The sequence below is a fragment of the Heyndrickxia faecalis genome (genome assembly GCF_040267745.1).
GTDB classification, from domain to species: Bacteria; Bacillota; Bacilli; order Bacillales; family Bacillaceae_C; genus Weizmannia; species Weizmannia faecalis.
Map to the genome: position 1 here is coordinate 86,614 of NZ_CP158453.1, position 12,760 is coordinate 99,373.

The following is a 12,760-nucleotide window of genomic DNA, read 5'->3' on the forward strand; positions in this document are numbered from 1 at the left end:
TGAAAACCGGATGGGAGAAAAAACTGTAAACGGAGAACGCGTTTCTAACCTTGAGAATTGTCTAGCTCCAGTGCACCTTTTTCAAGGCGCCCTTCGCTTTTCTATTTGGTTAAGTCCTCGATCGATTAGTATCCGTCAGCTCCACGCGTCGCCGCGCTTCCACCCCGGACCTATCAACCTGATCATCTTTCAGGGATCTTACCAGTATAAACTGTGGGAAATCTCATCTTGAGGGGGGCTTCATGCTTAGATGCTTTCAGCACTTATCCCTTCCGCACATAGCTACCCAGCGATGCCTTTGGCAAGACAACTGGTACACCAGCGGTGCGTCTATCCCGGTCCTCTCGTACTAAGGACAGCTCCTCTCAAATTTCCTGCGCCCGCGACGGATAGGGACCGAACTGTCTCACGACGTTCTGAACCCAGCTCGCGTACCGCTTTAATGGGCGAACAGCCCAACCCTTGGGACCGACTACAGCCCCAGGATGCGATGAGCCGACATCGAGGTGCCAAACCTCCCCGTCGATGTGGACTCTTGGGGGAGATCAGCCTGTTATCCCCAGGGTAGCTTTTATCCGTTGAGCGATGGCCCTTCCATGCGGAACCACCGGATCACTAAGCCCGACTTTCGTCCCTGCTCGACTTGTAAGTCTCGCAGTCAAGCTCCCTTATGCCTTTACACTCTGCGAATGATTTCCAACCATTCTGAGGGAACCTTTGGGCGCCTCCGTTACCTTTTAGGAGGCGACCGCCCCAGTCAAACTGCCTGCCTGACACTGTCTCCCACCCCGGTAAGGGGTGCGGGTTAGAATTTCAATACAGCCAGGGTAGTATCCCACCGATGCCTCCGCCGAAGCTGGCGCTCCGGTTTCCAAGGCTCCTACCTATCCTGTACAAGCTGTACCAAAATTCAATATCAGGCTGCAGTAAAGCTCCATGGGGTCTTTCCGTCCTGTCGCGGGTAACCTGCATCTTCACAGGTACTATAATTTCACCGAGTCTCTCGTTGAGACAGTGCCCAGATCGTTACACCTTTCGTGCGGGTCAGAACTTACCTGACAAGGAATTTCGCTACCTTAGGACCGTTATAGTTACGGCCGCCGTTTACTGGGGCTTCAGTTCAGAGCTTCGCCTGACGGCTAACCCCTCTCCTTAACCTTCCAGCACCGGGCAGGTGTCAGCCCCTATACTTCGCCTTGCGGCTTCGCAGAGACCTGTGTTTTTGCTAAACAGTCGCCTGGGCCTATTCACTGCGGCTTCCCGGGGCATACACCCCAAAAAGCACCCCTTCTCCCGAAGTTACGGGGTCATTTTGCCGAGTTCCTTAACGAGAGTTCTCTCGCTCACCTTAGGATTCTCTCCTCGCCTACCTGTGTCGGTTTGCGGTACGGGCGCCTTTCACCTCACTAGAGGCTTTTCTTGGCAGTGTGGAATCAGGAACTTCGGTACTCAAATTTCCCTCGCCATCACAGCTCCGCCTTGGCGCGAAGGATTTGCCTCCGCACCGGCCTAACTGCTTGGACGCGATCAACCAGTGTCGCGCTCGCCCTATCCTCCTGCGTCCCCCCATCGTTCAAACGGTGAAGAGGCGGTACAGGAATATCAACCTGTTGTCCATCGCCTACGCCTTTCGGCCTCGGCTTAGGCCCCGACTAACCCTGAGCGGACGAGCCTTCCTCAGGAAACCTTAGGCATTCGGTGGAAGGGATTCTCACCCTTCTTTCGCTACTCATACCGGCATTCTCACTTCTAAGCGCTCCACCGGTCCTTCCGGTCCGGCTTCAACGCCCTTAGAACGCTCTCCTACCACGGACACCATACGGTGTCCATCCGCAGCTTCGGTGATACGTTTAGCCCCGGTACATTTTCGGCGCAGCGTCACTCGACCAGTGAGCTATTACGCACTCTTTGAATGATGGCTGCTTCTAAGCCAACATCCTGGTTGTCTAAGCAACGCCACATCCTTTTCCACTTAACGTATACTTTGGGACCTTAGCTGGCGGTCTGGGCTGTTTCCCTTTCGACCATGGATCTTATCACTCACAGTCTGACTCCCAAGCATAAGTTTTTGGCATTCGGAGTTTGTCTGAATTCGGTAACCCGATGAGGGCCCCTCGTCCAAACAGTGCTCTACCTCCAAAACTCTTCGCTTGAGGCTAGCCCTAAAGCTATTTCGGAGAGAACCAGCTATCTCCAAGTTCGATTGGAATTTCTCCGCTACCCACACCTCATCCCCGCACTTTTCAACGTGCGTGGGTTCGGGCCTCCAGCAAGTGTTACCTTGCCTTCACCCTGGACATGGGTAGATCACCTGGTTTCGGGTCTGCGGCCTCATACTCTTTCGCCCTGTTCAGACTCGCTTTCGCTGCGGCTCCGCTTCTTCAGCTTAACCTTGCATGAGACCGTAACTCGCCGGTTCATTCTACAAAAGGCACGCCATCACCCGTTAACGGGCTCTGACTACTTGTAGGCACACGGTTTCAGGATCTCTTTCACTCCCCTCCCGGGGTGCTTTTCACCTTTCCCTCACGGTACTGGTTCACTATCGGTCACTAGGGAGTATTTAGCCTTGGGAGATGGTCCTCCCGGATTCCGGCGGGATTCCTCGTGTCCCGCCGTACTCAGGATCCACTCGGGAGAGAACGAAGTTTCAGTTACAGGGCTTTTACCTTCTCCGGCAGGCCTTTCCAGGCCGCTTCACTTACCCCGTTCTTTTGTAACTCCCATATGAGTGTCCTACAACCCCGGAAGGCAAGCCTTCCGGTTTGGGCTGTTTCCTGTTCGCTCGCCGCTACTTGGGAAATCGCAATTGCTTTCTCTTCCTCCGGGTACTGAGATGTTTCAGTTCCCCGGGTGTGCCCTTCCTGCCCTATGGATTCAGGCAGGAATCCTGTCCGATTAAAGACAGGGGGTTTCCCCATTCGGAAATCTCCGGATCAAAGCTTACGTACAGCTCCCCGGAGCATATCGGTGTTTGTACCGTCCTTCATCGGCTCCTAGTGCCAAGGCATCCGCCGTGCGCCCTTTCTAACTTAACCATAAAAAGGTTTAAATCCAAAAATAAGCGATTCTCGGTTTACTTGGTTTGTTTCTCCTATCCGGTTTTCAAAGAACACATTTATAAAGGTGGAGCCTAGCGGGATCGAACCGCTGACCTCCTGCGTGCAAAGCAGGCGCTCTCCCAGCTGAGCTAAGGCCCCGATCATTAAGGAATGGTGGGCCTGAATGGACTTGAACCATCGACCTCACGCTTATCAGGCGTGCGCTCTAACCAGCTGAGCTACAGGCCCTTAATGAAAGGAAATATAAGGAAGGATTGAACCTTCAAAACTGAACAAAACGGAAACATCAAACTTAATTTTGGAAAACGAAGTTTTCCTTAATTTCTGTCTAGCTCCGGGCGCTATCGGCTAGCGTATTTCTACGTCTTCTCCCTACGATAAGTCAACATCGATTCGCCTTTAAGGCTCATCGTGTTTCCTTTATCTCAGTCGAAGACTACGAAATCCGTACGCCGATGAACGAGCGCCCTACGCTTTTCCCCTTAGAAAGGAGGTGATCCAGCCGCACCTTCCGATACGGCTACCTTGTTACGACTTCACCCCAATCATCTGTCCCACCTTCGGCGGCTGGCTCCGTAAAGGTTACCTCACCGACTTCGGGTGTTACAAACTCTCGTGGTGTGACGGGCGGTGTGTACAAGGCCCGGGAACGTATTCACCGCGGCATGCTGATCCGCGATTACTAGCGATTCCGGCTTCATGCAGGCGGGTTGCAGCCTGCAATCCGAACTGGGAATGGTTTTCTGGGATTGGCTTAACCTCGCGGTCTCGCAGCCCTTTGTACCATCCATTGTAGCACGTGTGTAGCCCAGGTCATAAGGGGCATGATGATTTGACGTCATCCCCACCTTCCTCCGGTTTGTCACCGGCAGTCACCTTAGAGTGCCCAACTCAATGCTGGCAACTAAGGTCAAGGGTTGCGCTCGTTGCGGGACTTAACCCAACATCTCACGACACGAGCTGACGACAACCATGCACCACCTGTCACTCTGTCCCCCGAAGGGGAAGGCCCTGTCTCCAGGGAGGTCAGAGGATGTCAAGACCTGGTAAGGTTCTTCGCGTTGCTTCGAATTAAACCACATGCTCCACCGCTTGTGCGGGCCCCCGTCAATTCCTTTGAGTTTCAGCCTTGCGGCCGTACTCCCCAGGCGGAGTGCTTAATGCGTTAGCTGCAGCACTAAAGGGCGGAAACCCTCTAACACTTAGCACTCATCGTTTACGGCGTGGACTACCAGGGTATCTAATCCTGTTTGCTCCCCACGCTTTCGCGCCTCAGCGTCAGTTACAGACCAGAGAGCCGCCTTCGCCACTGGTGTTCCTCCACATCTCTACGCATTTCACCGCTACACGTGGAATTCCACTCTCCTCTTCTGCACTCAAGCCTCCCAGTTTCCAATGACCGCTTGCGGTTGAGCCGCAAGATTTCACATCAGACTTAAGAAACCGCCTGCGCGCGCTTTACGCCCAATAATTCCGGACAACGCTTGCCACCTACGTATTACCGCGGCTGCTGGCACGTAGTTAGCCGTGGCTTTCTGGCCGGGTACCGTCAAGGCGCCGCCCTGTTCGAACGGCACTTGTTCTTCCCCGGCAACAGAGTTTTACGACCCGAAGGCCTTCTTCACTCACGCGGCGTTGCTCCGTCAGACTTTCGTCCATTGCGGAAGATTCCCTACTGCTGCCTCCCGTAGGAGTTTGGGCCGTGTCTCAGTCCCAATGTGGCCGATCACCCTCTCAGGTCGGCTACGCATCGTTGCCTTGGTGAGCCGTTACCCCACCAACTAGCTAATGCGCCGCGGGCCCATCTGTAAGTGACAGCAAAAGCCGTCTTTCCTTTTTCCTCCATGCGGAGGAAAAAACTATCCGGTATTAGCCCCGGTTTCCCGGCGTTATCCCGATCTTACAGGCAGGTTGCCCACGTGTTACTCACCCGTCCGCCGCTAACCTTTTAAAAGCAAGCTTTTAAAAGGTCCGCACGACTTGCATGTATTAGGCACGCCGCCAGCGTTCGTCCTGAGCCAGGATCAAACTCTCAGTAAAGATGTTTGATAAAAGCTCAAAAAGAATTTGACGTTTCGTTTTGTCCAGTTTTCAAGGAACAATCACATCTTGTGACGACTTTTATATCATAACATATCCGGCAGCTTGTGTCAACAAAAAAAGCAAATCAACAAGCAACCATAAAAAGCACAATTTCTATTATACTCGTTATGCAGTAAATTGCAAGTACTTTTTTCGGTTCGCGCAACAAAATCCTATACAATGCACATAATCTAAATAAATTGAACTTAAGGTTTTTACGTAAAATCAATTATGCTCCGGATAGATATTGTTTCTGGCAATACATAAAGTAATAAATTTATCTCTCCTGAAGGCTTCCGCTGGTACGACAATAAATACGGCATCGGTGTCTAAGGGTTATCCAAACAAAATATAATAAGGCTTCTATTTTGGCCGGTTTCTGCTTTTCAAACCTCACCGGATTAATTCTGTAATAAACAAATCAGGCCGGCTTTCCAAATCCACCATTTCATTGCTGCTTAAAATTTTTACAAGCGGTTTAATGGGAGCGGACGGTTTCATGTAAAGCACTTCTGCTTCTTCATTGTTGGATAAAAAGACCTTTGATCCAATCGTTAAATGGGCAACAAGGCTAATTAATGCATGGATCACAGCAATATCGAACTCTCCGAAGTGATCCTCCAGCAGCTCTTCAATGGCCTGAAACGGGATTTTCTTCTTTTTATAAATATGGTCGCATACGATGGCATGGTATACATCCGCAACGGCAACAATTCTTGACAGGATCGGAATTCTGTCCGGTTTTTCACCAAATGGATAGCCGCTTTTGTCAAGACGTTCATGATGCTGTAAAATTGCGAGTTTCGTTTCGAATTTCAAAAGGGGCGAGTGCTGGACCATTTTTAGCCCGTATACAGGATGGTTCCTGATTTCTTCGTATTCTTCTTCTGTTAAGGAGGCTGATTTTCTCAGCAAAGGCGCAGGGATTTTTGCCATGCCGGCATCTGCGAGGCAGCCCGCCAATGCAGCCTGATAGCAAGTTCCCTTCCCGAGTTGCAGTTTTTGGGCGATTGCGCCGCTTAACAGTCCGACCGAGACGGCATGATGATAGATGTATTCCTCTTTTGTTGCATATTGATGAATAATGCGGATTTTCCCGGGATCCTGTTCGATCAATTCAAAAAGCGGAATAAAAAAATCCCTCACTTCCCCTACACTGACTTTGGAACCGGACTGCCAGCTTTGAAACATTTTCTTGTAACTGCCAACCGCAGCCGTGTACTGCTCCCGGAATGCTTCTGGCACTGTTGCCGTTTCCTGACTTTCTTCCCTCGTGCTCTCTTTCGTCTCTTTACGGCTATTGGAACGGCCCACATCCACTTCTTCTATCCCGAATGCTTTCAAAACATGAATCATTTTCTGCGTTAAAAGGGTTCCTTTTGGCATAATGGGGTGAGCCGTTTTCCCCATAACATCCTCAGCCAAACAATAGCCGGGGACGAGATCGACTACTTTTATCTTCAAGTTTTTCTCCCTCCGTCAACAAGCAACTGTGCTGCCCATATTTTATCAAAAAAAAGAAGCATTGTGTGCAATGCTTCCCGAGATTTCTTATTCCTCTCCGGTTTCTTCCACCGGATCAGCATGATTTTCTTCTTCATCTTTTTCCACTTTTGCGACTGTGGCAACATATTCTTCGTCACCAAGACGGATCAGTTTGACGCCCATTGTATTTCTGCCGAGCACCGAAATATCCCCGACAGCCATCCGGATCAGCACGCCGCCCGCTGTAATGAGCATGACATCTTCTTCTCCCGTTACCGTCTTCACAGCAATAAGCGGGCCGTTCTTGCTTGTGATATTGCAGGTTTTCAAACCTTTTCCGCCCCGGCTCTGGATGCGGTACTCGCTTCCCTTTGTCCGTTTTCCATAGCCGTTTTTGGTCACAATAAGCACATCATCGTTTTCTTCCAGAATCTCCATGCCGACCACTTCATCATCGCCGCTTAAGGTAATGCCTTTTACCCCTGTTGCCGACCTTCCCATTGAACGGACATCCGTTTCGGGAAATCTGATCAGCATGCCGTTCTTCGTACCGATAATGATTTCTTTATGGCCGTCCGTCAGTTTTACGGAAATCAGCTCATCTTCTTCTTTCAGATGAATGGCAATCAGGCCGTTCGTCCGGATATTGGCAAATTCAGTTACAGGCGTGCGTTTTGAAATGCCTTTTTTTGTGGTAAAAAATAAAAACCAGTCTTCTACGAAATCTTCCACACGGATCATCGTATTGATCCATTCATCCTTGTCAATTTCAAGCAGGTTGACAATCGGAATGCCCTTTGCCGTTCTGCCGTATTCCGGAATTTCGTATCCTTTCTTCTTATAGACCTTTCCTTTATTCGTGAAGAAAAGGATCGTATCATGGGTTGATGTCGTTAAAAGATGTTCAACGAAATCGTCTTCATTCGTGCCCATCCCCTGCACGCCGCGGCCGCCGCGTTTCTGACTCCGGTACGTCGAAATCGGCAGGCGTTTGATATAGCCGTTATGGGTCAGGGTGATGGCGATGCTTTCCTGCGGGATCAAATCCTCGTCCTCAATCTGGTCAACGCTTGCTGCTATAATTTCCGTGCGCCGTTCATCATTAAACCGTTCTTTAATTTCGAGCAGCTCTTCACGGATGATTTCAAGCACTTTTTCTTCATCTGCCAAAACGGCTTTCAGTTCTGCAATCAGTTGGATCAAGCCCCGGTATTCTTCTTCAATTTTTTCGCGTTCCAGTCCGGTCAAACGTTGCAGCCGCATATCGAGAATTGCCTGTGCCTGCTTTTCGGACAGGGAAAATTGCTCCATTAAGCCGTTGCGGGCAATATCCGTTGTTTGCGAGGAACGGATCAGCTGGATAATCGCATCAATATGGTCAAGTGCAATGCGCAGGCCCTCCAAAATATGGGCACGCGCTTCCGCTTTTTTCAGTTCAAAAGCCGTTCTGCGGCGGATCACTTCTTCCTGATGGTCAAGGTAAAACTTAAGCGCCTGTTTTAAATTCAGCACTTTTGGCTGGCCTGCAACAAGCGCCAGCAGGTTGATACCGAATGTCGTCTGCATGGCGGTATGCTTGTACAAATTGTTCAAAATCACATTCGCATTTGCATCACGGCGGACTTCAATCACCATCCGCATGCCGTTGCGGTCGGACTCGTCACGCAGATCGGTAATGCCGTCGATCCGCTTTTCATGCACAAGTTCTGCAATCCGTTCGATCAATTTGGCTTTGTTGACCTGGTAAGGCAGTTCGGTCACAATGATGGATTCTTTGCCGTTTGATCTTTGTTCAATTTCCACCCTTGCGCGAAGTGTGATAGAGCCTCTTCCCGTTTCATAAGCACGGCGGATGCCGCTTCTTCCGACAATTAAACCGGCCGTAGGGAAATCCGGCCCTGGGATATATTCCATCAATTCCTGGATCGTGATATCCGGGTCTTTGCTTAAAGCAAGAATTCCGTCGATGACTTCACCGAGTTGATGCGGTGGAATGTTCGTTGCCATGCCGACCGCAATCCCGGAAGAACCGTTCACCAACAGATTCGGAAAACGGGAAGGCAGGACAGCCGGCTCCTTTTCCGAACCATCATAGTTGTCCTGAAAATCAATTGTATCTTTGTTAATATCGCGCAGCAGTTCAAGGGAAATTTTTGACATGCGCGCTTCCGTGTAACGCATGGCAGCAGCCGGGTCGCCGTCAACCGATCCGAAGTTGCCGTGCCCGTCAACCAGCATATAGCGGTAGCTGAAATCCTGCGCCATCCGCACCATTGTTTCATACACGGCCGAATCGCCGTGCGGGTGATATTTCCCGATGACTTCCCCGACGATACGCGCCGATTTTTTATACGCTTTATCAGGAGTCATCCCGAGATCGTGCATCGCATATAAAATTCTCCTATGCACAGGCTTTAATCCGTCCCGTACATCCGGAATGGCCCGGGAAACGATGACGCTCATCGCATAGTCAAGAAAGGATGTGCGCATCTCCTGGGTTAAGTTTACTTCCACAATATTTGATTCCGGTGTGTCAGCCATTTATGCAACCTCCTTTTCTTTAAATGTCCAGGTTTTTCACGTAAATGGCATTTTCTTCGATAAAATTCCGCCGCGGTTCCACTTTATCGCCCATCAGCATTTCAAATGTGCCGTCCGCTTCAATCGCATCGTCAAGGCTCACTTGCAGCATCGTCCGGTTGGCAGGTTCCATCGTCGTCTCCCAAAGCTGTTCCGGGTTCATTTCGCCGAGACCTTTATAACGCTGGATAGCGGGCTTCGGCTGGGCGGGTAGCGTATTAAGCAATTCCTCAAGACCGCGGTCGCTGTATACATATTCGACCCTTTTTCCCTGCTGCACTTTATAAAGCGGCGGCTGGGCGATATAGATATAGCCTGCATCGATTAATGGACGCATATAGCGGTAGAAAAACGTTAATAATAACGTGCGGATATGGGCACCGTCGACATCCGCATCCGTCATAATCACGACTTTATGATAACGCGCCTTCGAGATGTCAAAATCTTCTCCGACACCTGTGCCAAGCGCGGTAATAATGGTCCGGATTTCCGCATTTGACAAAATTTTATCCAAACGCGCTTTCTCTACGTTTAAAATTTTCCCTCTTAAAGGCAGGATCGCCTGAAACATCCGGTCCCTTCCCTGCTTGGCAGAACCGCCGGCCGAGTCTCCTTCGACAATGTAGAGCTCGCTCTCAGCCGGGTCGCGTGATGTGCAGTCTGCAAGTTTGCCCGGTAGGCTTGTCGATTCGAGCGCGCTTTTTCTCCGTGTCAGTTCGCGCGCTTTTTTCGCAGCCATCCTTGCCCGGGCAGCCATCAGCCCTTTTTCGACAATTTTCCGCGCCACTTGAGGATTTTCCATCATAAACTTCTCAAACGTCTCGGAAAATACCGCATCTGTAATCGTTCTTGCTTCTGTATTTCCAAGCTTCGTTTTCGTTTGTCCTTCAAACTGCGGATCCGGGTGTTTGATGGAAACAATCGCAGTGAGGCCTTCCCGGACATCTTCGCCCGTTAAATTGGCTTCATTTTCTTTGATCAGATTGTTTTTCCGGGCATAATCATTGATGACGCGCGTTAAAGCCGTTTTAAAACCGGACTCATGTGTGCCGCCTTCGTAGGTGTGAATATTATTGGCAAAAGAATAGATATTGCTGGCAAACCCGTCATTGTATTGAAGGGATACTTCAACGGTTATGCCGTCTTTTTCGCCTTCTACATAAATCGGTTCCTTATGGAGCACTTCTTTCGAGCGGTTCAAATGCTCCACGTACGATTTGATCCCGCCTTCGTAATGGTATTCTTGTTTGCGCGGATTTTTTTCGCGTTTGTCCTCAATGGTGATTTTGATCCCTTTATTTAAAAAGGCAAGTTCACGGAGCCGGGTTGTAAGAATATCAAAGTCGAACTCGGTCGTTTCCGTAAAAATTTCCGGATCCGGCTTGAAGTGAGTCGTTGTGCCGGTACGATCCGTTTCGCCAATGATTTTTAAGTCAAAGGCAGGTTTGCCGCGGCGGTATTTTTGGTAGTAAATATGCCCGTCGCGGTGGACATAGACATCGAGCTCTGTAGACAGGGCATTCACAACAGACGCACCAACCCCGTGCAGACCGCCGGACACCTTATATCCGCCACCGCCAAATTTCCCGCCGGCGTGCAAAATGGTCATGATGACTTCAACGGCAGGCCTGCCCACTTTTTCCTGGATGCCGACCGGGATGCCGCGTCCGTTGTCCTTCACGGTAATGCTGTTGTCTTTTTCAATAAAAACATTAATTTCATCGCAGAAACCGGCCAGTGCCTCGTCAATGCTGTTGTCCACAATTTCCCAGACAAGATGGTGAAGGCCTCTCGCACTTGTCGAGCCAATATACATCCCCGGACGTTTGCGCACCGCTTCCAGCCCTTCAAGAACCTGGATTTGCTCGGCATCATAAGACTGCTTCTGTAATTGTTCTTGTTCCAATTATACCACCTGCACTCTCTTAAATTGAACCGCTCACGATGGATGTTGCGGGATTTGCGGATACTTTAGCACCTACTGGTTATCCCGGCAGATTGCACCCGCCACTTTTTGCGGTTAGCCGGAAACAGACGTACCAAAAAACACGCCTTGCATGAAGCCGGTTCAACTCATAACTAAAGTTACAAGCCACCACCGGTTGAATCACAAAACAGCTTTTTTTCGTATGTTAAACCGGTTTTCCGGTAAAATGTTCGGTTATAAACCCGGCCGGAGAAAGGCCGATTGCCCGTTTGAACAGAATGCCGGGGGAAAAAGGCGATAAATAGACCGCATTTTGGGTAATCACGGCCGATTTAAAGCTGCCCTTTGCCAAATTGACTGTGGCTTTTTTGAAAGCCTGCAAATAAGCTTTGTTGATCCCGGAGCTATTGAGCGATCTCTCGTCCATAATAGCGATAATGTCATCACTTCGAATCATGACATCTTCTGCGAGATGGAGATACATAGGCACACCTCACCTGACAATTTGTCCTGCCTTCACTGTATACATGGATGCCTCCCGTAACGTTTGATGATCAACCCCATCCACGCTTGTCGTTGTCACAAATGTCTGCACCCTTCCCTGAATCGCATTCAGCAGATGGGACTGGCGGTAGTCATCCAGCTCCGACAGTACGTCATCCAGTAGCAGGATCGGATATTCCCGGATTTCCGAATAAATCAGTTCAATTTCGGCCAACTTAACAGATAATGCGGCTGTCCGCTGCTGCCCCTGTGATCCGAATGTGTGAACATCCCTGCCGTTTACTGCAAAGGCTAAATCATCGCGGTGCGGACCGGCCATCGTAACGCCCCTGTCAATTTCCCGCTCCCTTATTTCGGCAAATTTATTTTCGTATGATTTTATCATTTTTGACCAATCGAGCTCTTCTGATACATTCACAGAGGGTTTATATTGGATCTCAAGTTGTTCAAGACCGCGGGAAATCGAATGATGGATCGGGCGGGCCCATTCTTCGAGCATCCGCACAAATTCAAACCGCCGCATGACAATTTTAGCGGCTTGTTCAATCAGCTGTTCGGTTAAAATATCGAGCATCGTCCGGTCTGTCTGTTTTTTCATCTGCAGCTGCTTCAAATAGTGGTTCCGCTGCTGCAATATTTTTTGGAACCGGCTCATATCATACAGATAAACCGGCGAAATTTGCCCGATCTCCATATCGATAAAGCGGCGCCTGACCTGCGGGCTCCCCTTTACGAGATTCAAGTCTTCGGGCGCAAACATGACCACATTCATATTGCCGATATACCGGCTTAATTTTTTTTGCTCAATATGATTGTACTTTGCTTTTTTGCCTTTTTTGGAGATGGTCAGTTCAAGGGGAACAGAACCATGCGTTTTGTGAAGTCTCCCTTTTATTTTAGCATATTCTGCGTCCCAGCGGATGAGTTCTTTATCATTTGACGTCCGGTGGGATTTCGCCAGTGCCAAAACATAAATGGCTTCCATCAGGTTGGTTTTTCCCTGGGCGTTTTCCCCGAGGATCACATTGACTTTGTTTTCAAACGGAATGGTTAATGTTTCATAGTTGCGGTAATTGTGAAGTTCCAGTTCCTGCAGGTACATATGCCAACATCCTTTATG

General features: G+C 49.6%; 5 protein-coding genes, 2 tRNA genes and 2 rRNA genes. All 9 read right to left on the bottom strand.

Features of this window, described 5'->3' with window-relative positions; translation table 11 throughout:
• Positions 1-105: 105 nt before the first annotated feature.
• Positions 106-3,038, bottom strand: a 23S ribosomal RNA gene (locus tag ABR335_RS00450).
• Between the two features lie 89 nt (positions 3,039-3,127).
• Positions 3,128-3,200 (bottom strand) — tRNA-Ala (locus ABR335_RS00455).
• 13 nt (positions 3,201-3,213) lie between these two features.
• A tRNA-Ile gene (locus ABR335_RS00460) sits at positions 3,214-3,290 on the bottom strand.
• Between the two features lie 258 nt (positions 3,291-3,548).
• A 16S ribosomal RNA gene (locus ABR335_RS00465) occupies positions 3,549-5,102 on the bottom strand.
• Together the 16S and 23S rRNA genes with 2 tRNA genes alongside form the textbook arrangement of a ribosomal RNA operon.
• Positions 5,103-5,537: 435 nt before the next feature.
• Complete coding sequence (locus tag ABR335_RS00470; protein ID WP_350346398.1) at positions 5,538-6,608, bottom strand: HD-GYP domain-containing protein; 1,071 nt, start codon at positions 6,606-6,608, stop codon at positions 5,538-5,540.
• An 87-nt stretch (positions 6,609-6,695) separates the two neighbouring features.
• Positions 6,696-9,170, bottom strand: a complete 2,475-nt coding sequence (gene gyrA, locus ABR335_RS00475; protein WP_350346399.1) for a DNA gyrase subunit A — start codon at positions 9,168-9,170, stop codon at positions 6,696-6,698.
• 19 nt (positions 9,171-9,189) lie between these two features.
• Positions 9,190-11,115, bottom strand: coding sequence for a DNA topoisomerase (ATP-hydrolyzing) subunit B (gene gyrB, locus ABR335_RS00480; RefSeq protein ID WP_035183056.1), 1,926 nt, complete (start codon positions 11,113-11,115; stop codon positions 9,190-9,192).
• Between the two features lie 226 nt (positions 11,116-11,341).
• The gene (remB, locus tag ABR335_RS00485; RefSeq protein ID WP_014096599.1) at positions 11,342-11,620 is read right to left on the bottom strand and encodes an extracellular matrix regulator RemB; all 279 of its coding nucleotides are present in this window, start codon (positions 11,618-11,620) and stop codon (positions 11,342-11,344) included.
• Positions 11,621-11,629: 9 nt separating this feature from the next.
• Positions 11,630-12,742: a DNA replication/repair protein RecF gene (recF, locus tag ABR335_RS00490; protein ID WP_061086644.1), complete on the bottom strand. Its 1,113-nt coding sequence runs from the start codon at positions 12,740-12,742 to the stop codon at positions 11,630-11,632.
• Between the last annotated feature and the right edge of the window lie 18 nt (positions 12,743-12,760).

Coding starts and splice junctions, on each gene's coding strand:
- remB (WP_014096599.1), bottom strand. CDS start 11,620: ATGTATCTCCATCTCGCAGAAGATGTCATGATTCGAAGTGATGACATT.
- gyrA (WP_350346399.1), bottom strand. CDS start 9,170: ATGGCTGACACACCGGAATCAAATATTGTGGAAGTAAACTTAACCCAG.
- recF (WP_061086644.1), bottom strand. CDS start 12,742: ATGTACCTGCAGGAACTGGAACTTCACAATTACCGCAACTATGAAACA.